This window comes from Pseudomonas sp. B22129, assembly GCF_044218875.1.
Classification (GTDB): Bacteria; Pseudomonadota; Gammaproteobacteria; order Pseudomonadales; family Pseudomonadaceae; genus Aquipseudomonas.
On sequence record NZ_CP162592.1, the window covers coordinates 5581190 to 5607987 of the forward strand.

The 26798-nt window shown below is 65.1% G+C and carries 3 protein-coding genes; all 3 read right to left on the reverse strand.

From position 1 onward, the window contains the following. The 3 genes from macA to AB4P94_RS25330 all read right to left on the reverse strand — a co-directional run bounded on the left by macA (position 1) and on the right by AB4P94_RS25330 (position 26175). The gene (gene macA / locus AB4P94_RS25320; RefSeq protein WP_395608027.1) at positions 1-1152 is read right to left on the reverse strand and encodes a macrolide transporter subunit MacA; all 1152 of its coding nucleotides are present in this window, start codon (positions 1150-1152) and stop codon (positions 1-3) included. A gap of 784 nt (positions 1153-1936) precedes the next feature. After that, positions 1937-13267: an amino acid adenylation domain-containing protein gene (locus AB4P94_RS25325; RefSeq protein ID WP_395608028.1), complete on the reverse strand. Its 11331-nt coding sequence runs from the start codon at positions 13265-13267 to the stop codon at positions 1937-1939. Continuing rightward, entirely contained in the window at positions 13264-26175 is a 12912-nt protein-coding gene (locus AB4P94_RS25330; RefSeq protein WP_395608029.1) for an amino acid adenylation domain-containing protein, read from the reverse strand. Before AB4P94_RS25330 ends, AB4P94_RS25325 begins: the two co-directional genes overlap by 4 nt. Positions 26176-26798: the final 623 nt, after the last annotated feature.

Below are 26798 nucleotides of genomic sequence, written 5' to 3' on the forward strand. Positions count from 1 at the left end.
TCAGCTCCCCGCCACGGCGGGTGTCGGGTCGCCGATCACCACTTTATCGCCCTCGGCCAAGCCTTCGAGGATCTGCACCTTGACGTTGTTATTGATGCCCGTCTTGACGTCCCGCGACACCGCCCTGCCCTTGGCATCCAGCACTCGCAACGAGTAGCTGCCATCGTTGTTACGCGCACCGAGCGCCGCCACCGGCACCATCAAGGCGGCTTGGGCGGTGTCGAGCACGATACGCACCTGGGCGGTCATGGCAATGCGCAGGCGGTGGTCGGGGTTGGGCACATCGAACAGCGCGTTATAGAACACCGCTGTGTTCTGCTTCGGGGTGCCTGCGGTCTGGGTTTCAAGGAAGTTCTGCGGCGCCGGTTCCGTGCCGCGCAGCTTGGCGTAGTAGCGCTTGTCGGCCTCGCCAAGGATGGTGAAATACACTTGCTGGCCGGGGCTGATATGGATCACATCGGCTTCCGAGACCTGGGCCTTGACGGTCATAGTGTCCAGGTCGGCAAGTTTGAGCAGCACAGGCGCCAGTTGGCTGGCGATCACGGTCTGGCCTTCCTGGGTGACGATGCCGACGACGTCGCCCTCGATAGGCGCGTTGATACGGGTGTAGTCCAGGTTGACCTTGGCGGTGTCGATCTGGATGTGCGCGCTCTTGATCTGCGCATCCAGCGACAACAGGTTGGCTTGCTGCACCTGATAGGTGGATTCGGCGTCTTCGAAGTCCTGGCGCGAGACGGACTCGTCGATCTGCAGGCCTTTGTAGCGCTCGTACACCGACTTGGCTTGCTTGAGCTGGGCCGCCGTGGCGCGGCGCTGGGCCTGCAGGTTTTCTTCATCGACCTGGGCTTTGCGCAGGGTGTTCTGCAGGATCAGCGGGTCGATTTCAGCGAGCCACTGGCCTTTCTTGACCTTGTCGCCAACCTTGACCTTCAGGGACTTGAGCTGGCCGGAGACCTGGGCGCCGACGTCGACCTGTTTGATGCCTTCGAGCAGGCCGGTGGCCAACACGGCGTTTTCAATGTCACCGCGTTCGGCGGTGGCCGTGAGGTATTGGGGGGCGTCGGCAGGGGCCTGGACGGCGTAGACCACCAGGCCGATGGCGACTGCCAATACGGTGAGCATTCCGAGTTTGCGTAACTTTGACTTTTCCATAAATGACCGTGAAGTGGTGATTTGGGTTTGGTGCCTGTTGACTGTGTACATATCCGTTTTTTTGGTAACGGCCGCCTACGGTTCCGCTCTTACAGCGGCTCACTTTTGAAAAGCGCAAAAGTAAGCAAAACGCTCTTGCCCCACCACTCGGCACCTCGCTCAGGCTCGGTGTGCCCGCACTCCGGCTTGAATCCGTGGGCCGCCGCCATGGGCCATCCCTGGCGCATCGCGGCTAACCCGGCGTCCTGCCGGGTTACCCACGGCTTCAAGCCTGCGTTCGGCCAGCGTGGTTTAACGGGGCGCGCAAGATCAAGATCAAAAACAAAGCCGAGGCGGCCTGAAAGCCGACCTGTTTTTTGAATCCACTCTCGGTCAACTGTGGGAGCTGGCTTGCCTGCGATGGCATCAACTGGGTGTAACTGTAAGACCGAGATGGCTGCATCGCAGGCAAGCCAGCTCCCACAGAAAAGCGGATCAGAGCCACAGTCTGCTTTTGATCTGGCTTTTGATCTCAATCGCCCCGTAAAACCACGCTGGCCGAACGCAGGCTTTGGAGCGTGGGCAACCCGGCAGGACGCCGGGTTAGCCGCGATGGGCCAAGGATGGCCCATGGCGGCGGCCCACGGTCCAAAGCCGGAGTGAGGGCACACCGAGCCACAGCGAGGTGCCGAGTGGTGGGGCGAGAGCCTTTTGGTTACTTTTGGGCTCTTCCAAAAGTGACCCGCTGTAAGAGCGGAACCATAGGCGGCCTTTACCGAAGAAACGGATATGTACGCCGAGACAATCACGAAACCACCTCCCCAACCCCAACCCCAACCCGCTCCAACCACCACCCCGCCAACCCCACCACATTCGGCGCCTTGAGCAACGTAAAGTGATTCCCGGCGCCATACCAAACCTGCAAACCACTCCCCTGCTTGCCCCACCCTTCAACCATCAACCCCTGCTCCCGCTGATTCCCCGCTGCATCCAGCGCAGGGTCCTGTGCCAACACCAACCGCACCACCCCGTCAAACCGCCGCGCCGGCCGGTAAACCGTGCGCAACGCAGCCGCATACGTGCGCGCCGGCCCGTCCATCGCGTCCACCGCAGCCCGCCCCGGCAACAACCCCACGCCGACCATGCCGGCATGCAAAGCCTGGCGCTGCGACGCCTCATCCCAACCGGCAAACGCCGCTAGATCAATCCCCAGCGATTTACCGGCCGACAACTGCATCGCCTCAACCAACCGCACCAACGCCGCTGTGGTTGTATAAGGCTTTGCAACACCGCCCGGCGACTCACTGTCGATCACTGTGAGCGAGGCCACCTCGCGCCCGGCCGCCTGCAACCGCAATGCCATTTCCAGTGCAACCCAGCCGCCAAACGAATGCCCCACCAGATGCACCGGCCCCTGCGGGCACTCCTGCGCCAGCGCCGCCAGATAACACGCGGCGGCCGCTTGCACCTGGCTATGGGGCACCGCCTCGCCATCCAGCCCGCGCGGTTGCAAGCCGAACAGCGGCCAGTCACGCCCAAGTGCTTCGCCCAGGCCCACAAACCCGGTGACGCTGTCTCCCGCTCCCGGCACACAGAACACCGGCGCGTACCCCGCACGGCCGCTCTGGATGCGCAGCAGCGGTTGATGCGCTGCCTCGGCAACCGGCACGCTGGCGGCCAATGCTTCGTTCATTGCCCGGCCCAACGCTTGAATATGCGGCGCCTGCATCATGCTCTGGTGCTCGCCCGGCACCTCGACCTGACGCAATTGCCCCGGGGCCAAAACGTCAGCCCAGCCCAGGCTTTCACTGCGCCGCGACAGTTCGGTCGGGCGCTCCACGGCGCTGAACAACTGCACCGCAATCGGCAGCGGGAACAGGCTGTAATGCGCCAGCGCATGCCCGTGCCCCACTTCGCGCTCGATAAAACTCAAGAGGTCCGCGTCCGTAGCTTCTGCCATTTGCGCGTATAGCAGACCTTGATCGCGAAGGCGTTGCAGCAGGCCCGCAACGTCCAGCTGTCCAATGCCTGCCTCCAGGCCTTCAAGGCTCGCCAGTTCATTCACACCTCCCTGTGATTTCCAATACGCCGTGCACTGCAACAGCAAGTGCCGCTTGAGCGCGTCCGGCCCGCTCCAGCGCGCTTTGCCCTGATCGGTCAGGCGCGGCACGTAGCTGTCGATCAAGCCGAGGAACGCGACCGGCTCATCCAGCCCCAGCAGTTGCAGGGCGACTTCATAGGCCAGCACACCGCCAAACGACCACCCTGCAACGCGGTAAGGGCCATGGGGCTGAATCTCGCGAATCAGCCCGACCAGGCGCGCCGCCAGGCCTTCCATGGTGTTCAGGTGCGCCTCGCCGAGCGTGGTGCCCGGCAGGCCATAGATCGGGTAGTCGCCCGGCAAATGCTGGCCGAGCGCCGGGAAGTACACGTCCATGCCGCTGAATTCGTGAACCAGGAACAACGGCGGCTGCGAGCCGCTGCTGCGTACGGTAATCACTGCGCTGTCACGCAGCGGTTCATCCGTGCGCTGGTGCACCATCGCCGCCACCGAGGCCACGCTGGCGTACTGGAACAGCTCGGCCAGGGACACCTGCAATCCCGCCTCCTCCATCAGGTTGACCAGCCGGATCGCCAGCAACGAGTGCCCGCCCAGCTCAAAGAAACTGTCATGACGCCCCACCTGTTCCAGCTTCAACACGCCCGCCCACAACTGCGCCAGGGTCTGCTCCAGCGCGCCCACCGGCGCTTCGAAATCGCGACTGTGCAAGGCTTCCAGCGCGGGCACTGGCAAGGCTTTGCGGTCGACCTTGCCGTTGGCCGTCAACGGCAACTGCACCAGCGGCACATAAGCCGACGGCAGCATGTAGTCCGGCAGTTGGCCTTGCAGATGGGCCCTGACGCTGTCGAGGCCAACCGGCTCACCCGCCCAGGTGAAATACGCCACCAGACGCTTGTCGCCCGGCACGTCTTCACGGGCCAGCACCACCACGTCCTGGATACCGGCAAAAGCCCCAAGCCGCGCTTCGATTTCACCCAATTCAATACGGAAACCGCGAACCTTCACCTGATCGTCGTTGCGCCCGATGCACTCCAGCAAGCCCTCTGCGTTCCAACGCCCGAGGTCGCCGGTGCGGTACATCCAGTGGCCCTCGTTGAACGGGTCCGCCACAAACTTTTCGGCGGTCAGTTCAGGCCGGTTCAGATACCCCTTGGCCACGCCATCGCCGCCAATGCAGATTTCACCGGTCACGCCCAAGGGCACCGGCTGCAACTGCGCGTCCAGCACATGGATTTGCGTGTTGGAAATTGCCCGCCCGATAGGCACGCTGTCGGCGTTTTCGGCAATCGCGTGCACTTCATGGGTGGTGGCGTAGGTGGTGGTTTCCGTCGGCCCGTAACAATGCACCAGGCGCAAGGCCTTGGCACGCGCCAACAGGCTGCGGAAGGCCGCCGGGTCGGCGCGTTCACCGCCGCACAGCAAAATGCGCAAACCGGCCAGCGCCTCAGGAATCATCTGCACGTACTGGTTGAACAGCGCAGTGGTCACGAACAGTACCGTGGCGCCGTTCAAGGCGGCGCCGAACGCTACCGGGTCGAGCAAAGTGGCGTGGTCGATCACCTGCACCTGGCCGCCATTGAGCAGCGCACCCCACACGTCCATGGTGCTGGCGTCGAACGCCGGGTTGGAGGCAAAGGCCACGCGGTCGCTGGCGTTGAAATCGGCGTAACCGTTATTCAGCACCAGCCGCGTGATGCCGCGATGGGGCACCAATACGCCTTTCGGCGTGCCGGTGGAGCCGGAGGTGTACATGATGTACGCCACGCTGTCCGACGATTGCGACAGGCCCGGGTTGTGATTCGGGTGCGGGTCTAGGGCCAGGGTGTCCAGGTCCAGGCGCTGCGCCGGGTAATCGACGGTCGCGCCGCTGTGGGTCAACAGCCATGTCGCGCCACTGTCCTGCACCATAAAGCCCTGGCGCTCGGCCGGCGCGTTGATGTCCAGCGGCACATAGGCTGCGGCGCATTTGAGCACAGCCAGTTGGCTGACCAGCAGGTCGAGGGAACGCGGCAACAGGATCGCCACGTTGTCGCCGGGCCTTACGCCCAGGCCCAGCAGGTGGTGGGCCAGCCGGTTGGCGCGTGTGTTCAGTTCGCCATAACTCAGAACCTGTTCGCCGTGCAGCGCGGCCGCCGCATCGGGGCGCGCCTGCGCCTGGGCTTCAAACAGACGCTGCACCGTGTGCTCGCGAGGAAACACGCGGGCGGTGGCATTGAAGCCCGCCAGTTGTTGAAGCTCGGCGGGCGGCAGAATCGGCAAGTGGCTGATGGCGATATCACGGTTGTGTTCCAGCGCGGCCACCACCTGCTCCAGCGCGATACTCAGGTAATCACACACACGCCGGGCGCCCTGCCCCATGGCCTTTAGGCTGAACCCGTGACCCAGGTCATCCACACTCATCGACAGCCCGTAGTTGGTGTGCTCCTCGGCCTTGAGCAACTGAATGCCGTGCCACGCCTCAGCCACTCCACCGGCCTGCGGCGCGCTGTGGCGGTAGTTGAACAGCACGTTGAACAGCGGCGTATTCAGCGCCACCGCGCTGCAACGCTGGGCCAGCGCCAAGGGCGCATGTTCATGGCTGAGCAGTTGGGTCAGGCGCGCGTGGGTGGCACGCAGTGCATCACGCACCGGGTTTTCACCGAGATCGACCCGCAACGGCAAGGTGTTGATGAACACCCCCATCGCCCGTTCGGCGCCCTCGCCCCCTTGCAGGCGGCCAAGCATCACGGTGCCGAACACCACGTGCTCGCGGCCGCTGACCTTGCCCAGCACCTGCGCCCAGGCCAAATGCATCAGGCTGGCGGCACTCACTCCCGACTGGCGCGCCTGGGTCCGCAGGCGCTGGCTCAGGTGCGGATCCAGCGCCAATCGCGCCGTTTCATCCGCGCCCAACGCAGCTACCTCAGTGGGTTCATCGATGTCACCGAGCATCTCGCGGAAGAAGGTTTCATGGTCCTCAAGACCCAACCGGGTCTGGGCCACATAGTTGCGATATGGCACAGCCGCGCCCAGCGTGGCTTCGGTGCCCGACAGGTGAGCCTGCAACTCATGCTGCAGGATTTCCAGGGCGATGTGGTCCATCACCAGATGGTGGAACAGCAACGTGGCGACCACTCGGTGTGGTTCCCGGGTGTACACCAGGCGAATCAGCGGCGCCAGGCCCAGGTCCAGGCGCTGCGGCACCGGGCAGGTTTCCACACTTAAGGCTGCCGCACGCCACACCACTTGCACCGGCTCTTCCAGGCCGTCCCAATGGAACGAGGAACGCAGGATGTCGTGGCGCTGAATCACCGCCTGCAGCGCGTGGGCAAAGGCGTCCAGACGCTGCTGGCTGTCGAAGGCAAACTGCGCCTGCAGCAGGTACTCATCCGGCCCTTGCACAGCACGGTGCTGATAGAGCATGCCCGCCTGCAACGGCGCCAGCGGGTAGATGTCCTGCACGTTCGCTGCACCGCCGGGGATACACGCGACAACACGGTCGATGGCCAGTTGGTCCAGCTGAATCAACGGCAACATGCCCGGCGTGATATGCGTGCAATCCGCTGCAATGCCATTGTCCGGCACCGCCACTTCACGTCCCCCACCCAGCGCCGCGGCCAGGCCGGCCAGGGTCGGCTGGCCGAACAGCACTTTCACGTCTGCCGACAAGCCCAGGCGGCGCATGCGCCCCATCAGGCTGACCGCCAGCAACGAGTGGCCGCCCAGCTCGAAAAAGTTGTCGTGCCGGCCCACGCGCTCCACGCCCAGCAGCTCGGCCCACAGGCTTGCCAGGGCGATTTCGGTATCGCCCTCGGGCGCTTCATACTCACGCACCACCACCGAATCCAGGCCCGGCACGGGCAGCGCCTTGCGGTCGAGCTTGCCGTTGGGGCTCAGGGGGAATGCCTCGAGGTGGACGAACACGGCGGGAACCATGAACTCCGGCAGGTGTTGCAACAGATGGCTGCGCAACGTCTCGATGCCGGTCAAAGCGCCGGTGTAATACGCGAGCAGCCGGTTGTCACGGGCAACCACCGCCGCCTCGTTGATCAGCGGGTATTCGGTCAGCCGCGCCTGGATCTCACCCAGTTCGATACGCAAACCACGGAGCTTCACCTGATCGTCATTGCGCCCCAAGTACTCGATATTGCCATCCGGCAAATACCGCCCGACGTCACCGGTGCGGTACATGCGGCCGTGGGTGAACGGGTCGTCGATGAAGCGTTCGGCGGTCAGTTCGGGCTTGTTCAGGTAACCCCGCGCCACTTGCACACCCGCAATAAACAGTTCACCCACCACCCCCAGCGGCACGGGTTGCAGCTGCGCATCCAGCAGGTACATGCGCGTGTTCGCGATGGGCTTGCCGATAGGCGTGTTGTCTGGCGTTACCGGGCCTGCGCAGTTCCATGCGGTGACGTCCACGGCGGCTTCGGTCGGGCCGTAGAGGTTATGCAATTCGCTGCCCGGCAATTGCCGCTTGAAGCGCCGCACCACCGCGCCCGGCAAGGCTTCGCCGCTGCACATCACACGCACCAGGCCAGCCGCCTGGCTCACATCGCCATGGGCCAGGAATACATCGAGCATCGACGGCACAAAGTGCAGCGTGGTGATCTGTTCGGCTTCGATGATGTCGCACAGATAGGCCGGGTCTTTGTGGCCGCCCGGGCGCGCCATCACCAAACGTGCACCCGTCAACAATGGCCAGAAGAACTCCCATACCGACACGTCAAAGCTGAACGGGGTTTTCTGCAACACGCTGTCGTGGGCTGTGAGCGCGTATTCGTCCTGCATCCACAGCAGGCGGTTGACCACCCCGGCATGCTCGTTGATCACGCCTTTGGGCTGGCCGGTGGAGCCGGAGGTGTAGATCACATAAGCGCTGACGCCCCGTACCCCAGGGTTATCGACGGGCTGGTGTTGCCACGTTGGAAGGTCCAGATCGATCAGCGGCACCTCGCCGAGCAAACCACGGGTTTCGCCTTGCGCCAGCACTACGCGCGGCGCGCTGTCTTCGAGCATGTAGGCGATGCGCTCCGGCGGGTACGCCGGGTCCAGCGGCACGTAGGCGGCGCCGGCCTTGAGGATCGCGTACAGGCCGATGACCATTTCCAGGCCGCGTTCCACGCAGATCGCCACGCGGTCATCGGCCTGCACCCCCAGTTCCAGCAAGTGGTGGGCGAGCTGATTGGCCCGCGCATTCAGCTCGGCGTAAGTCAGTTGCGCCTCGCCCGCTTTCACCGCCATCGCGTGCGGTGTGCGCACTACCTGATCTTCGAACAGCCCATGCAAGGTCTGTTCGAGGTTGTAACCCACCTGCGTGGCGTTGAAGTTGAACAGCAGGTGCTGACGTTCGCGCTCGTCCATCAGCGGCGCATGCTCCAGCACCGCCTGGTCGTTATCGACCATGGCCTGCAACACGCGGGTGAAGTAACCGGCGTAACGCCGCACCGTCGCCTCGTCAAACAGCGCCACCGCGTACTCCAGCGCGCCGAGAATGCTGCCCTGCACTTCGCCCAGGTCCAGGGACAGGTCGAATTTGGCAAAGTGGCTGTTCTCCACAATGCCTTCCAGCGCCAGGTCGCCCAACGCCAGGGTCGGCGCGCTGCTGTCCTGCCAGGTCAGCAGGGTCTGGAATATCGGGCTGTGGGCCAGGCTGCGCACGGGCCGGGTGATTTCCACCACTTGCTCGAACGGCAGGTCCTGATGGCTCTGGGCGGCCAGCGTCTGGGCCTTGACCCGCGCCAGCAAGGCTTCGGTGCTCAGCTCGCCGGAGGTGTCGATCCGCACTGCCAGCGTGTTGACGAACAGGCCGATCAGTTCCTCCACTTCACTGCGGGTTCGGTTGGCCACCGGCGAGCCAATCACCAGCTCCTGCTGCCCGGAAAGCCGCGCCAGCAAGGAAGCCCAGGCGCTCATCAAGGTCACGTACAACGTGGTGCCGTGGCGTTGGCTCAAGGCCTTGAGCCCGGCAGTAAGGCGTTCATCCAGGCGCACGTCGACGCTACTGCCGGCGTAGTCTTGCTGCGCCGGGCGCGGGCGGTCCGTGGGCAAAGTCAACAGCGCTGGCGCGCCGGCCAGGGCCTGCTGCCAGAAGTTGCTCTGGCGTTGCAGCACCTCACCGCTCAGCCACAGGCGTTGCCACACGGCAAAGTCACCGTACTGGATCGGCAACGGCGGCAGCGGATCCGGCAGGCCGTGGCTGAAGGCTTGGTACAGCGCCATCAGCTCACGGGTGAGCACGCCCATGGACCAACCGTCGGAAACGATATGGTGCAAGGTCAGCAGCAGCACATGATGATCGTCGGCCATCACCACCAGACGCCCGCGCAGCAGCGGGCCGCGCTCCAGGTCGAAAGGCGCCGAGCCCTCGCCATGGATCAACGCGTCCAGCGCCTGTTGGGGTTGCGGGTGGCGGCGCAGGTCCTGCACTTGCAAAGGCAACACCTCTTCGGCCGGCACGATCAGCACCTGGGCTTCGTCGCCCCTCTGGGCAAACCGGCTACGCAGGGTTTCATGCCGCGCCACAATCCGCGCCAGCGCCCGTTGCAAGGCCTCGACATGCAACTGCCCACGCAAGCGCAAGCCAATCGGAATGTTGTAGGCGGTGTTGGCGCCCTCCATCAACGCCAGAAACCACAGGCGCTGCTGGGCGAAGGACAACGGCACGTCTTCATCACGGTTGGCCGGCAGAATGTCCGGCACCGTGCTGCGCCCGGCCTGGGCCAGCACCTGGGCCACCTCTGCCAGCACCGGGTTGGCAAACAAGTCGCCAAGAGACAGCTCCACGCCCAGGCGCTGGCGCACCTGCGACACCATGCGCATCGCCAGCAGCGAATGCCCGCCCAGTTCGAAGAAGTGGTCCTGACGGCCTATGCGCTCGACCTGCAGCACATCGGCCCAGATCTGCGCCAACAGGCTTTCGATCTCGCCTTGGGGTGTTTCGTACTCGCGCGTAAACAGGGCGGCCATGTCCGGCGCCGGCAAGGCCTTGCGGTCGAGTTTACCGTTGGCCGTCAACGGCAACGTGTCGAGTTTTACGTAGGCCACCGGCACCATGTAGTCCGGCAGGTGCGCCACCAGATGGGCGCGGATGTCGCCGACGGTCAGCGCATCCAGCTGCGGGTGCTCGGTGAAATACGCCACCAGCCGCTCTTCGCGCACCAGCACCACCGTTTCTTGAATGCCCGGCAACCCGTTGAGCCGGGTCTCGATTTCACCCAGCTCGATGCGCATGCCACGGATTTTCACCTGGTCATCGTTACGGCCCAGGTATTCGAGAGTGCCGTCCGGCAGCCAGCGCGCCAGGTCGCCGGTGCGGTACATGCGCCCGCCGTTGAACGGGTCGTGCAGGAAACGTTCGGCGGTCAGTTCCGGGCGGTTCAGGTAACCACGCGCCACGCCCTTGCCGCCCACGTACAACTCACCCGCCACCCCCAGCGGCACCGGCCGCTGTGTTTCATCCAGCAGGTACACCGTGGCGTTGGCCACGGGTTTGCCGATGTGCAGCAACCCGCCGGCCTCGACCTTGCCGGACGTGGCGACCACCGTGGCTTCGGTGGGCCCGTAGTTGTTGATCAGTTCAAAACGCTGGGCCCGCGCAAAATGGCGCAAGCGATCGCCGCCGATCAGCAGGGTGCGCAGCGTCGGGTGTTCGATCTGCTGGCTGAAGGCGTACTCGGCCACTGGCGTCGGCAGGAAGCACACGTCCAACGGCTGCGCGCACCACCAGGCGAGCAGCGCATCCACGTCTTCGGCGCCCTCGGCCGCGGGCGGCAGGTGCAAGGTCGCGCCGACGCACAGCGCCGGCCACACTTCCCAGGCCATCGCATCAAAGCCGAACCCGGCCACGCTGGCCGTGTGGCGCCCGGCACGCAGGTCAAAGGCGTCGCAGTGCCAGTCCACCAGGTTGGCCACGGTGTGGTGCTCCACCATCACGCCTTTGGGCAGGCCGGTGGAGCCCGAGGTGTAAATCACGTAGGCCAGGTTGGACGGCGTGACCGCCACCGTGGGGTTGCTTGCCGAGTGGTGCTGCCAGGTGAAGCGGTCGAGGTCGATCACCGGCACATCAAGGGCCGGCAGGCGTTCGCGCAACGCCTGCTGGGTCAGCACCGCCACGGGGGCACTGTCGGTCAGCAGGTAATTCAAGCGCTCGGCCGGGTGCGAGGGGTCCACCGGCACGTAGCAGGCACCCGCCTTGAGGATCGCCAGCAACCCGGCCAGGGTGTCCAGGCCACGGCGCGCGACGATGGCCACGCGGTCGTCGGGTTTGACCCCCAGCGCCAACAGGTGATGGGCCACCAGGTTGGCTTGCGCGTTCAGCTCGGCGTAGGTCAGCTGGCGCTCCTGGAAAACCGCAGCGATAGCGCTCGGCGTGAGCGCGGCCTGGGCTTCGATGCGGCCGTGCAGCGTGGTGCCCTGGGGGAAATCCGCCTGGGTTGCGTTGAACTGGTCCAGCAGCAATTGCTGCTCGGCCACCGGCACCACCGACACTTGGTCCAGCGCCGTCAGCGGGGCTTGTTCCAGCGCGCTCACCAGGTTTTCCAGGGCGGTTTGCAGGTAGGCGCAGACGCGGTGCGGGTCCACCTGGGTGCTGGCCAGTAAACTCAGGCCAAAGCCTTCACCCAAGTCGTCGACACTCAAGGTCAGCGGGTAGTTGGTACGTTCCTCGGCACGCAGCGCCGTGATTCCGTCCCAGGCCGACACGGCTTCAGCACTCGCCGCCGGGGCACTGTGGCGGTAATTGAGCAAGGCGCTGAACAGCGGCGTCGGCGCCACCACCCCGCTGCAACGCTGGGCCAACGCCAGCGCTGCATGCTCGTGGCGCAGCAAGGTGGTCAGCCGCGCATGGGTGGCCTTGACCCCGGCACGCACGTCCTGGCCGTCCACATCCACGCGAAACGGCAAGGTGTTGATGAAGATGCCCAGCGCCCGGTCCGTGTCATGGCTGCCTTGCAGGCGGCCCATCAACACCGTGCCGAACACCACCTGCCGCTTGCCCGCCAGAGCTCCCAACACCTGCGCCCAGCCCATGTGGAACAGGCTGGCGACGCTCACGCCCAGTTGCCGCGCCTGGGTGCGCAAGCGCTGGCCCAACTGCGCGGCGAGCGGCAGGCTGACTTCGGCAATGCCACGCGCATCGCCCTGCACATCCTGCAGACCGAACGGCAGGGTCGGCTCGCTGATATCGCCGAGCATCTGGCGGAAGAAGCTTTCATGTTCCGCCTCGCTGATGCCCAGCCGTGCGTGCGCCACGTAGTTGCGAAACGGTACCGCCTGGCCCAGCGCCGCGCCCTGCCCCAGCAGGCACGCCTGCATCTCGTGGCACACCACTTCCAGGGCGCTGTGGTCGAGGGCCATGTGGTGGAACAGCAGGGTCGCAACGATGCGTTGGTGGCTCGGGTCTGCGGCATGCACCAGGCGCAGCAACGGCGCCTGGGTCACATCCAGCCGATAGTGGCGCGCGTCGAACAGCGCGTGCAGCTGGGCGGCGATATCACCGTCGGCCGGGTCCAATGGCAGCGCTTGCACGGGCAAACGTGCCGTGCGCCACACCACTTGCGAGGGCTCCTGCAAACCGTCCCAGACCACGCCGGTACGCAGGATATCGTGACGGTCCATCACGGTTTGCAGGGCCTGGGCAAACGCCTCGAAACGCTCCAGGCTGTCGAAGGCGAACTGCGACTGCATCACGTACGGGTCGCCCTGCCCGGCGCTGACGTGGTGGAACAAGATGCCTTCCTGCAAGGGCGCCAGCGGGTAGATGTCCTGAATGTTGGCCACACCGCCCTCGACAGTGGCGACGATGCGGTCGATCTCGTCCTCGCTCAGGTTCGACAGGGTCAACATCGCCGGGGTGATGCGTTCGGCGCCCGCCGGGATGCCATTGGCCGGCACTTCGACTTCACCGGCCTTGGTCGCCGAGTACTCGCCGGCTTTGATCAGCTCGATCAACGCCGGTTTGTGCTCGCGCAATGCCGCGAGAATCGCAGGGTCGCTCAAGGCGTGTTTGTTGCCTTGCACCGACAGCTGATCACCCTTGAGTGCGAGCTGCACGTCCTTGGTTTTCAGCGTCGCCAGCAGTTCGAGGATGCTCACAGGACGATCTCCATTCGTTCGGTCATTGCGGCGTAGCCGGCCAGGGTCGGCTGTTCGAACAGCGCCCGTACATCGGCCTCCATGCCTTCCTGGCGCAAGCGCCCGATCAAGCTCACGGCGAGCAACGAATGCCCGCCCAGTTCAAAGAAGTTGTCATGGCGCCCTACCCGCTCCACCTTGAGCAACTCGGCCCAGAGTTGGGCGAGGAGAATTTCGGTGTCGCCTTCAGGTGCCACGTACTCACGCACGTTCAGCGCTTCGGCGCCCGGTGCCGGCAAGGCTTTGCGGTCGAGCTTGCCGTTGGGGCTCAGGGGCAGCGCGTCGAGGTGTACGAACAGCGCGGGCACCATAAAGTCCGGCAAGTGCTGCAACAGCTGGGCGCGCAGGCTTTCGATCCCGGTGTGCACGCCGGTGTAGTAGGCGATCAGCCGCTCTTCGCGGGCGATCACCGCCGCTTCGTTGACGTGCGGATGCTCCAGCAACCGCGCCTGGATCTCGCCCAGTTCGATGCGCAGGCCGCGGATCTTCACCTGGTCATCGTTGCGGCCCAGGTATTCGATATTGCCGTCGGGCAAGTAACGGCCCACGTCACCGGTGCGGTACATCCGGCCTCGGGTGAACGGGTCCTGGAGGAAGCGCTCGGCGGTCAGTTCAGGCCGGTTCAGGTAGCCGCGCGCCACTTGCACGCCGCCGATAAACAACTCGCCGACCACCCCCAGCGGGACCGGCTGCAACTGGGCGTCGAGCAGGTACATGCGCGTGTTGGCGATAGGTTTGCCGATCGGCGTGTTGTCCGGCACGTCGGGGCGCGCGCAGTTCCACGCGGTCACGTCCACCGCCGCTTCGGTCGGGCCGTACAGGTTGTACAGGCCAATGCCCGGCAGTTGCGTTTTGAAGCGCCGCACCAGGCTTCCCGGCAGCGCTTCACCGCTGCACATCACCCGCACCAGCCCGGCCGCCTGGCTGACATCGCCGTGGGCGAGGAACACATCGAGCATCGACGGCACAAAGTGCAGCGTGGTGATCTGTTCGGTTTGGATAATGTCGCACAGGTACGCCGGGTCTTTGTGGCCGCCCGGGCGCGCCATCACCAAACGTGCGCCGGTGAACAGCGGCCAGAAGAACTCCCACACCGACACGTCGAAGCTGAACGGGGTTTTCTGCAGCACGCTGTCATGGGCCTTGAGGCCGTAGGCGTCCTGCATCCACAGCAGGCGGTTGACCACACCGGCATGTTCGTTGATCACGCCCTTGGGCTGGCCGGTGGAACCGGAGGTGTAGATCACGTAGGCCTGATGCTGCGCGCTAAGGCCCGCGACCTGCGGGTTGCTCGCAGGCTGCTGGTGCCAGATGCTGTGGTCGAGGTCGACCACCGGCACATCGCCCAGCAACGCGCGGGTGGCGCCTTGGGCCAGCACCACCACCGGCGCACTGTCTTGCAGCATATAGGCGATACGGTCCTGCGGATAAGCCGGGTCCAGCGGCACGTAACCGCCACCGGCCTTGAGGATGGCGAACAGGCCGACCACCATCTCCAGGCCCCGTTCGACACAAATCCCCACCCGTGCATCCGGTGCTACGCCAAGCTCGCGCAAGTGGTGGGCCAGGCGGTTGGCGCGCGCGTTGAGTTCGCTGTAGGTCAGTTGCTGATCACCGGCTTTGACGGCCACCGCCTGCGGCGTGCGTTCAACCTGGGCTTCGAACATCCCGTGCAGGGTCTGGTCGAGGTTGTAATTCACGTCGGTGGCGTTGAATTCGACCAGCAGTTTTTGCCGCTCCTCGGCGCCGAGGATCGCCAGGCGATTGAGTGCCTGGTCGGGCGCCTGTTCCAGTGCGTCGACCAAACCGGCCAACGCCGTTTGCAGGTAGCCACACACCCGTTGTGCATCGACTTGCGCCAGCGCGGTCACGTCATAACCGTCACCCAAATCATCCACGTTCAAGGTCAGCGGGTAGTTGGTGCGCCCGTCATTGACCAGCGTCTGCATGCCTTCCCACGCCTGCTCTGCGTCGGCGGAACGGGTGGCGGCGCCGCGATGGCGATAGTTGAGCATCGAACTGAACAGCGGCGCCGGTGCCGCTACGCCGCTGCAGCGCTGGGCCAGGGCCAGGGACGCGTGTTCATGCCCCAGCAACGCGGTGAGCCGAGCGTGGGTGGCCCGCACGGCCGCACGCACCCCTTGTGCGTCGATATCCAGGCGCAGCGGCAAGGTGTTGATAAACACCCCGAGCGCGCGGTCAGCGCCCTCGCCGCCTTGCAAGCGACCGACCAGTACCGTGCCGAACACCACACTGTGCCGCCCGGCCGTTGCCGCCAGCACCTGGCCCCAGGCCAGGTGGAACAGGCTGGCCGTGCTCACGCCCAACAGCCGGGCCTGGGCCCGCAGGCGGCGGTTCAGGTCAGCGTCCAGGTGCACGGTATGTTCGCCGATGGCACTGCCGTCGCCGCGCACATCCTGCAGGCCGAATGGCAAGGTCGGCTCGTCGACATCGCCGAGCATGTCGCGGAAGAACGCTTCATGCTCTTCCTCGCTGACGCCCAAACGGGCCTGGGCCACATAGTTGCGGTACGGCATCGGCGCGGCAGTCGGTGCCGCGTGGCCGAGTAAATGGCCCTGCATTTCACGCAGCACCACGTCGAAAGCGGTGTGGTCGAGCACGATGTGGTGATAGAGCAACACCACCACGACGCGCGCGTTGGCCGGGTCTTTCGCGTACATCAAGCGGATCAGCGGGGCCTGGCTAATGTCCAGGCGATAGCGCCGCGCATCAAAACGCTCATGCAGCGCCGCGAGTACATCGCCGTCCAGCTGCAGTTCCTGCACGCTCAACTCGGCCTTGCGCCGCACCACTTGCAACGGTTGCGCGAGGCCTTCCCAGACCACACCGGTGCGCAGGATGTCGTGGCGGTTGATCACCTGTTGCAGCGCCTGGGCGAACGCGTTCAAACGCTCGAGGCTGTCAAACGCCAGGTGTGATTGCAGCAGGTACGGGTCGCCCTGCTCGGCGGTGATGTAGTGGTAAAGAATGCCTTCCTGCAACGGCGCCAGCGGGTAGATGTCCTGCACGTTGGCCGCGCCGCCGGGCACACCGGCGACCACTTGGTCGAGGGTGGACTGATCGAGGTTGACCAGGGGCAACAGGTCCGGGGTGATGCGCTGGCAGTCGGCACCGATGCGGTTGGCCGGCACCTGCACTTCACGGCCACTGCCCACGGCGGCCGCCAGCGCGGCCAGGGTCGGCTGGCTGAACAGCACGCGCACATCGGCGCTGAGGCCGACCTGGCGCATGCGTTCGATCAGGCTGACGGCGAGCAACGAATGGCCGCCGAGTTCGAAGAAGTGGTCATGACGGCCGACGTGCTGCACCTGCAACACCTCGGCCCAGATGCCCGCCAGCGTGGTTTCGACGTCACCCTGCGGCGCCTCGTAGTCGCGGCTGAGCAGCGCGCTTTGGTCCGGTTCAGGCAGGGCCTTGCGGTCCAGCTTGCCGTTGGCCGTCAGCGGCAGTACGTCGAGCCGCACGTAGGCGGCCGGTACCAGCGCGGCGGGCAATTGCGCCTGCAATTGGGCACGCAGGGTTTCAATGGCCAGCGGGTAGTGTTCAGTGAACCAGGCGACCAGACGGCCATCGCGCACCAACACCACCGCTTCGGCAACACCGTCGAGCACCGCCAGGCGGCTTTCAATCTCGCCCAGCTCGACACGTACGCCACGCACCTTGACCTGGTCATCATTACGCCCCAGGTACTCGATATTGCCGTCAGGCAACCAGCGCGCCAGGTCGCCGGTGCGGTACATGCGCCCCGGGTTGAACGGGTCTTGCAGGAAGCGTTCGGCGGTCATCTCGGGGCGGTTCAAATACCCCCGCGCCACACCGCTGCCAGCCACGTACAACTCGCCCGCGACGCCCACCGGCACTGGGCGCAGCTGTTCATCCAGCACGTAGACGCTGGCATTTGCCACAGGCCGGCCGATATGCAGCGCTTGCCCGGCCCGCACGCGGCCGGAGGTGGCGACCACCGTGGCTTCGGTGGGGCCGTAGTTGTTGATGACGGCGAAGCGCCGTTCCTGAGTGAACTGACGCAGGCGATCGCCGCCGATCAGCAGGATGCGCAAGCTTGGGTGCGCCAGGTGCTGGCTGAACGCGTACTCGGCCACCGGCGTGGGCAGGAAGCTCACGTCCAGCGGCTGTGCCAGCCACCAAGCGAGCAGTTCGTCGATGTTTTCATTGCCCACTGTGGCAGGCGGCAAGTGCAGGGTGGCGCCCACACACAGGGCCGGCCAGACCTCCCAGGCCATGGCGTCAAAACCGAAACCGGCGACGCTGCTGGTGTGGCTGCGCGCATCCAGGCCGAAGGCTTCGCAATGCCAGTGCACCAGGTTTTCCACGGTACGGTGTTCCACCATCACGCCCTTGGGCTGGCCGGTGGAGCCGGAGGTGTAGATCACGTAGGCCAGGTGCGCCGGGGTCAAGTGAGCGAGATGCGGATTGCTGACGGGCTGGTGCTGCAAGCCCGGTTCAAACAGGTCGATGCTGGCGACACCGCCCAACAGGTCGCGGGTCCCCGCTTCGGCCAATACCGCCACCGGTGCGCTGTCCTGCAACAGATAGGCAATCCGTTCGGCGGGGTACGCCGGGTCGACGGGCACATAACCGGCACCGGCTTTGAGAATACCCAGCAACCCCACCAACATCTGCGGGCCGCGACGGCAGCACAGGGCGACGCGGTCGTCCGGTTGCACGCCGAGTGCCAGCAGATGATGGGCGAGCTGATTGGCGCGTTGGTTGAGTTGCTGATAGGTCAGCGACGCGTCGCCTTGCGTCACGGCTATGGCGTGGGGCTGGCGTTCGGCCTGGACTTCAAACGCGCCGTGCAGGGTCTGGCCGACCGGGAAATCCGCCGCCGTCGCGTTGAAGTCGCGCAGCAGGATGTCGCGCTCTGCGGTCGGCACAATAGGCAGGGTGTTCAGTGCGGTTTTCGCCGCGCTTTCAAGCGCGCCGACAAGCTGCTCCACCGCGCTGCTCATGTACCCGCACAGGCGCTGCGCACCGATCTGCGGCAACGCCAGCACGGTCAGGCCAAAATCCGTGCCCAGGTCATCGACGCTGAGGGTCAGCGGGTAGTTGCTGCGCTCTTCGCCACCCAGCAGTTGCACACCCTCCCAGATGCCATGGCCCTCGCGGGCCATTTCGCCGGGTGTGGTGTGACGGTAGTTGAGCAAGGCACTGAACAGCGGCACCGAGGTCGCGACACCGCTGCAACGTTGGGCCAGGGCCAAAGAAGCGTGTTCATGCCCGAGCAAGGCGCTCAAGCGCGCATGGGTCGCCTTGACCGCCACCGCAGCGCTCGCTGCCACGTTCACGCGCAGCGGCAAGGTGTTGATGAACATGCCCAACGCGCGGTCGGCGCCATCGCCGGCCTGCATACGGCCCATCAACACAGTGCCAAATACCACGTCATCGCGCCCGGCCACCAGCCCCAGCACCTGCGCCCACGCCAGGTGCATCAGGCTTGCCGCGCTGACGCCCAGCACACGCGCCTGTTCACGCACGCGTAGCGCCAAAGCGGCGTCCAATGGCAGTTCGGCTTCTTCAATATCGCGGCCATCGCCCTGCACATCCTGAAGGCCAAACGGCAAGGTGGGCTCATCCACTTGCGCCAGCATCTCGCGGAAGAACTGTTCATGCTCCGCCACGCTGACACCCAGGCGCGCCTGGGCCACGTAATTGCGAAACGGTGCCGCTTCGGGCAGCGCATCCGCCTGATTGAACAGGAAGGCGCGCATTTCCTGGCCGACCACTTCCATGGCGGTATGGTCCAGCGCCAGGTGGTGGAACAACAGGATGGCTGCGACGCGGTGATTGACCGGGTCTTGCGCGTAAACCAGGCGCAGCAGCGGCGCCCGAGTGATGTCCAGGCGGTAATGACGGGCGTCGAAACGCGCGTGCAATTGTTCGAGGATCCCGCCGTCAGCCGGGTCCAGCGCGACTTCCTGCACCACCAGCTGCGCATCGCGCCAGACCACTTGCACCGGGCTGTCCAGGCCTTCCCAGACCACGCCCGTGCGCAGGATGTCGTGGCGCGCGACCACCTGTTGCAACGCGCCCATGAACGCGTGCAAGCGTTCAAGGCTGTCGAACGCCATGCGCGATTGCAGCAAATACGGGTCGCCCTGCTCGGCACTGATGTGGTGATACAGAATGCCTTCCTGCAACGGCGCCAGCGGGTAAATATCCTGCACATTCGCCGCGCCGCCCGGCACCGTGGCGACGATGCGCTCGATGGCCGTTTGGTCGAGTTGCACCAGGGTCAGCATCGACGGCGTGATCCGTGTGCAGCCGGCGGGAATGCCATTGGCCGGCACCACGATTTCGCGGCCACTGCCCACGGCCGCTGCCAATGCCGCCAGGCTTGGCTGGCTGAACAGCACGCGCACGTCGGCGCTGAGGCCGACCTGGCGCATGCGTTCGATCAGGCTGACGGCCAACAATGAATGCCCGCCCAACTCAAAAAAATGATCGTGGCGGCCCACGCGTTCAAGCTTGAGCACGTCCTGCCAGATCTGCGCCAGCAGGGTTTCCACCTCGCCTTCGGGCGCCTCGTAGCCACGGCTGAGCAGCGCACTCTGGTCCGGCACCGGCAGGCCCTTGCGGTCAAGCTTACCGTTGGCGGTGAGCGGCATCAGTTCCAGCCACACATAGGCCGACGGCACCATGTAGTCCGGCAACCGGCCTTGCAGATGGGCGCGCAGGGCTTCGATGTCCAGCGGCGCATCCGCGGTGTAATAGGCGACCAGGCGTTTGTCGCCGGGCTCGTCTTCGCGGACCAGCACCACCGCGTCTTTCACGCCCGCGAAGGCCGCCAGGCAGCTTTCGATTTCGCCGGGTTCGATACGGAAACCGCGAATCTTCACCTGCAAGTCATTGCGCCCCTGGTACAGCAATGTGCCGTCGGTTTGCCAGCTGGCCAGGTCGCCGCTGCGGTAGAGCACGCCGTCGCCGAAGGGGTTGGGGATGAATTTTTCAGCGGTCAGTTGCGGCTGGTTCAAATAGCCTTTGGCGACGCCTGCGCCGCCGATGTACAGCTCGCCGATGATGCCCAGCGGCACCGGTTGCTGGCGGGCATCCAGCACATAGACCTGGCCATTGCCGATGGGGCGGCCAATCGGGATAGCGCCCCCGTCTGCCGTGGTGATTTCAAAGGTGGTCGAGAACGTCGTAGCTTCGGTCGGGCCGTAGCCGTTCAACAGGTGCAAAGGTTTGCCCTGCTTGAGCACGCGGCCGATCACCAGTGGGTCAAGCACATCGCCGCCGACGATCAGGTAGCGCAACTGGCGGAACACCGGCAGCAACGCATCGGCGTATTGATGGAACAGCCCGGCGGTCATCCACAACACACTGACGGCCTGCTCCTGCAACAACGAGGCAAACGCAGCCTGGGACAGCAGCACCGCATGCTCGACCACCACCACGCAACCGCCATTGAGCAACGGTGCCCACACGTCGAGGGTGCTGGCGTCAAAGGCCGGGTTGGAGGCGAACGCCACACGGTCGCGCTCATTGAAATCGGCATAACCGTTGTTCAGCACCAGCCGCGAGATCGCGCGGTGCGGCACTTGCACGCCTTTGGGGGCGCCGGTGGAGCCGGAGGTGTACATGATGTACGCCACGTCGTCCGAGGCGTGCACCAGGTCCGGGTTGCGCGGTGACAGTGCGTCCAGGTTGAGGTCGGCCAAGGTGCTGAGCACGCGATGGGCGCCGCTGTCCTGCACCATGAAGGCCTGGCGTTCCACCGGGGCATTGATGTCCAGCGGTACATAGACGGCGGCGCACTTGAGGATCGCCAGCTGGCACACCAGTAAATCCAGGGAGCGTGGCAGCGCAATGGCCACGCTTTCGCCCGGCTGCACGCCTTGGTTGATCAGGTGATGGGCCAGGCGGTTGGCGCGGCGGTTGAGGTCGCGGTAACTCAGCGACAGTTGGCCATGCACCGCGGCCACCGCCTCGGGACGCGCCAGCGCCTGGGCTTCGAACACCTGATGCACGCAGAGGTGTGAAGGGTACTCACGGGCCGTGTCGTTGAACGCCACCAGCACTTGGTTGCGCTCGGCGGGCGGCAGGATCGACACGGCGTGCAACGGCGTGGTGGGCGCTTGTTGCAGCGCGGTCACCAGATGCCGCAACGCCGTGAGCAGGTAGTCGCCCACACGCTGCACGTTCAATTCGGCCACGCCCTGCACGGTGAGGGCAAAGCCTGTGCCCAGGTCATCGACGTTGAGCACCAGCGGGTAGTTGCTGCGTTCTTCGGAGCTGAGAATCTCGATGCCCGATGCCGCGAACGGGCTGTCGCCCGGTGCTTCGCCCGGCGCGCTGTGGCGGTAATTGAGCAGCGTGCTGAACAGCGGCAGCGAACCCGGCACGCCGCTGCAACGTTGGGCCAGCGACAGCGAAGCGTGCTCATGCCCAAGCAATTGCGCAAGGCGCGCATGGGTAGCGCGCACACCCGCTTGAACGCCCGTGGCACCGAGGCTGACCCGCAGCGGCAAGGTGTTGATGAACATCCCCAGCGCACGGTCGGCACCCTCGCCACCCTGCATACGGCCGAGCAGTACGGTGCCGAACACCACGTCTTGCTGGCCGGACACCTGGCCCAACACCTGCGCCCAGGCCAGGTGCACCAGGCTGGCGGTGCTCACGCCCAGTTGCCGCGCCTGTTCGCGCAGGCCCTGGCTGAGTGCCGGCTCCAGCGGCAGGTGGGCTTCGACGATGCCGCTGCCGTCGCCATTCACGTCCTGCAAACCGAAGGCCAGGGTCGGCTCGTCGATATCGCCGAGCATCTCGCTGAAAAACGCTTCGTGCTGTGCCTGGCTCACCCCGAGGCGCGCCTGGGCCACGTAGTTGCGGTACTGCACCGCCTCAGGCAATTGCGCGCTGTTGCCGGACAGGCTGGCGCCCATTTCTTCCACCAGCACTTGCAGCGCGGTGTGGTCGAGCAAGATGTGGTGCAACAGCAGAATGCCGACATAGCGGCCCTGCTCCTCGGCGTACGCCAAACGCATCAGCGAGGCACGGGACAGATCGAGGCGATAGTGACGTGGGTCGAAGCGCTGCTGCAGTTGCGCCAGGGCACCAGCGCCCGTGGCGTCGATACGTTCCACCGCCAGCGGCGCCTGGCGCAGGACCACTTGCACCGGCTCATCCAGGCCTTCCCAGAGGATGGCGGTGCGCAGGATGTCGTTGCGCTCGATCACGCTGTGCAGCGCGTGGACAAAAGCGTCCACCGCCGTTTGGTCGGCGAAGCTGAACTGCACCTGCAACACGTAGGGGTCGCCTTCGGTCGTTGCCAAGTGGTGATAAAGAATGCCCGCCTGTAACGGCGCCAGGCCGTAGATGTCCTGCACGTTGGCAATGCCGCCGGGTACGGTTTGCAGGATGTGGTCGATGGCCGCCTGGTCCAGGTCGACCAGCGGCAACATGTCTGGGGTGAGGGTCTGGCTGGTGGGCTGGATGAGATTTTGCGGAACCTGCACCTCCTGCTGCCCACCCACCGCAGCCGCCAGCGCGGCGAGCGTGGGTTGGCCGAACAGCACGCGCACGTCGGCACTGAGGTCCACTTGGCGCATGCGTTCGATCAGCTTGACCGCCAGCAGCGAGTGGCCACCCAGTTCGAAGAAATTGTCGTCACGCCCCACCCGGTCGAGCTTGAGCAGGTCTTGCCAGATCTGGGCAATGGCGGTTTCCACCGCACCTTGCGGGGCTGCGTAGCCGCGCCGCACCAGGGCATCGGCGTCCGGCGCCGGCAAGGCCTTGCGGTCGAGCTTGCCGTTGGTGGTCAGCGGGAATGACGCCAGCATGACAAAGGTGCTCGGCACCATGTAGTCGGCCAGGCTCAGCAGCAGGTGATCGCGCAGTTCGGCAGCGTTGAGTTCACGCCCGGCAATCACATAGGCCACCAGACGCTTGTCGCCCGGTTGATCTTCACGGGCGATAACCACGGCGTCACGCACGCCGTCGGCGCCGGCCAGGCGCGCTTCGATTTCGCCCAGTTCGATACGGAAACCACGAATCTTGACCTGGTCGTCATTGCGCCCCAGGTACTCGACGCTGCCGTCGGCCAGCAGGCGGCCGAGGTCGCCGGTCTTGTACATGCGCAGACCCGTGGCCGGGTCGGCCAGGAAGCGTTCGGCGTTCAATTCGTCGCGGTTCAGGTAACCGCGCGCCACACCGGCGCCGCCCACGTACAGCTCGCCGACCACGCCAAACGGCAGGGGCTCGCGGCGCTCGTCCAGCACGTAGAGTTGCAGGTCGGGAATGCGCACGCCAATGGGGCTTACGCCCACCAACTGCGCATCGGCCGCTTCCAGCGCGCGATAGGTTACGTGCACGGTGGTTTCGGTGATGCCGTACATGTTCACCAGTTGCGTACCGGCGTTGATCGCGCGGGCGTACCACGGTTTGAGCATGCCCGGTTCCAGGGCCTCGCCACCGAAAATCACCTGGCGCAAGGAATGCGCTTGCGCGCTCTGGGCCTGGGCGGCGATCAGTTGGCGGAAGGCGCTGGGCGTCTGGTTGAGAATGCTCACCCCGGCCTCGCAGAGCAGCGTATAGCACGCCTCGGGCGAGCGGCTGACCAGTTGCGGCACGATCAGCAACTGGCCGCCGTGCATCAGCGCGCCCCAGATTTCCCAGACCGAGAAGTCGAAGGCAAACGAGTGAAACAGCGCCCACACGTCGTTGCTGTTGAAGCCAAACCAATGCTCGGTGGCCGTGAACAGGCGCGCGACCTGGCGGTGCTCGATCATCACGCCTTTGGGCAAGCCGGTGGAGCCGGAGGTGTAGATCACATAGGCCAGGTTCGCCGGGCTCAGGTGCAGCCTTGGGTTGACGATGGATTCATCACGCAGGCTGTTGAGGTCGATCTGCGGCAAGTCACCGACCAAGTGGCGAGTGTTGGCTTGCACCAGTACCGCCAACGGTGCGCTGTCCGTCAGGGTGTAGGCGATGCGTTCCAGCGGGTACGCCGGGTCAATCGGCACGTAGCCGGCGCCGGCTTTCAGAATGCCCAGCAGGCCAATGATCATCTCTGGGCCACGCTCGACGCAGATGGCCACACGGTCATCGGGGCGCACGCCCTGGGCGAGCAAGCGGTGGGCAACCTGGTTGGCGCGTTCGTTGAGTTGGCGGTAGGTCACGCGCTTGTTATCGAAGCGCAGGGCGATGGCATCGGGGTGGGCGGCGGCGCGGGTTTCGACTTGCTGGTGGATCAGCGCGGTGTCGTCGTAATGCGTGGGGCTTTGGTTGAGGCGGTGCAGCAGGTGATGGCGTTCGTCTTCGGGCAGGATGTTCAGGCCGCTGAGCGGCGTATCCGGTCGCTGCTCCAGCGCCTCGGCCAGGCTGTCCAGCGCCGTGTGCAGGTAGCCGGCGACCCGTTGCGCGCCGATGGCGGCATCGACCATCACGGTCAGGACGAAATCTTCGCCGAGGTCATCGACGTTGACCGTCAGCGGGTAGTTGGTGCGCTCCTCGGCGCCCAGCACCTGGATGCCTTCGGCCACCTCGATCACGGCGCTCATGTCGGCTGCGGCGCTGTGGCGATAGTTGAGCATCGCACTGAACAACGGCGTCGGCGCGGCCACGCCACTGCAACGCTGGGCCAGCGCCAGGGACGCGTGTTCGTGGTTGAGCAACGTCGTCAGGCGTTCGTGGGTGGCCTTGACCCCGGCGCGCACGCCCTGCTCGCCCACATCCACCCGCAGTGGCAAGGTGTTGATGAACATGCCCAGGGCCCGCTCACCGCCCTCGCCCGCACTCATGCGGCCGAGCATCACGGTGCCGAACACCACGGCCTCGCGGCCGGACACCACCCCCAACACACGGGCCAGGCCCAGGTGCATCATGCTCGCCACGCTCACACCCAGTGGCCGCGCCAGGTTGCGCAGGCGACGGCTCAGTGTGCTGTCGACGGGCATGCGTACTTCATCAATGCCCTGGCCATCGCCCTGCACGTCCTGCAGGCCAAACGGCAAGGTCGGCTCGTCGATATCCGCGAGCATGCCGCGAAAGAAGGTTTCATGGGCCTGCTCGCTGACACCGTGGCGCACCTGGGCGATGTAGCTGCGAAACGCGACCGGCTCACCCGCCTCGGCTTGCCGCCCGGCGAGGTACAGCTGGATTTCATGGCGCACCACGTCAAGGGCGGTGTGGTCGAGGATGGTGTGGTGGAACAGCAGCATCGCCACCACGCGACCGTGGGCCGGGTCATCTGCAAACACCAGGCGCAACAGCGGCGCCTGGCCCAGGTCCATGCGGTAGCTGCGTGCGTCGTAGCGGGCGAGCAGTTGAGCGAGCACGTCGCCGCCGTTCAAATGCGCCTCTTCGCAGGCCAGCGTTGCCTTGCGCCACACCACTTGCAGCGGCTCGTCGAGGCGCTCCCAGGCCATGGACGTGCGCAGGATGTCGTGGCGGTCGATCACCCATTGCAGCGCCTCGGCAAATGCATCAAGGCGTGCGCGGCTGTCGAACACGAACTGCGCGTGCAACACGTAGGGGTCGCCCTGCTCGGCTGACAGGTGATGGTAGAGCATGCCCTCCTGGAGCGGTGCCAGGGGGTAGATGTCTTGCACATTCGCCGCGCCGCCGGGGATGGCGGCGACAATGCGATCAATGGCGGGCTGGTCGAGGTCTACCAGCGGCAGCATTTGCGGGGTGATGCGGTAGGCCGGGCTCAGCCAGTCACCCCCGTGTTCGGCGACGAGCTCCAGCAGCCGGGGTTTGTGGGCGATCAGTTGATCCCACAGCGCGTCGTCCAGCGCTTCGTCATCGCCGAGGATGATCAGGTCGCCTTCTTCCCGTTGCAGACGGATCGCGTGGGTGGAAATCGCTGCCAATAATTCGCTGAACTGCATGGGGGTAACCTGCCTGGTAAGTCACGGTTGAGGAGAAAATCCGTTTTCAGCTGCCGCTTGGATCGGGGTTTGCTGGGCGCCCTGTGAAAAATGCGGACGCAGCCGGGGGCCTGGAGGGGCTTCCGGCAGGAGTGGGAAATTAAGGGATTTTTTGCGGTGGGGGTGACATGGGAAGCGGGGACAGGCTGGGGCTTTGGATGGTTCAGTTTTTTTGGGTGTATATCCGTTATTTGGGTGATGGCTTGGATTGGTTCCGCCCTTACGGCGGGTCACTTTTGAAAAGAGCCCCAAAAGTAACCAAAAGGGCTCTTGCCCCAACACTCGGCACCTCGCTCACGCTCGGTGTGCCCAAGATCAAAAGCAAAAGCACGGCGGCCTGACAGCCGGCCTGAGTGGTGTGAAGCAAAAGCACGGTCCAGTGTGGGAGCTGGCTTGTCGGATCGCCGCACCGCTGCGATTGCATCACCTCGGTGTGTCTGATGTACGGAGGTGTCTGCATCGCAGGCAAGCCAGCTCCCACAGAGAAGCAGATCTGTGCAGATGTTGAAGTCTGACTCGGTCAGAAATGTGGGAGCGGGCTTGCTCGCGAAAGCGGTGTGTCAGTCAATTAATCTATCAACTGA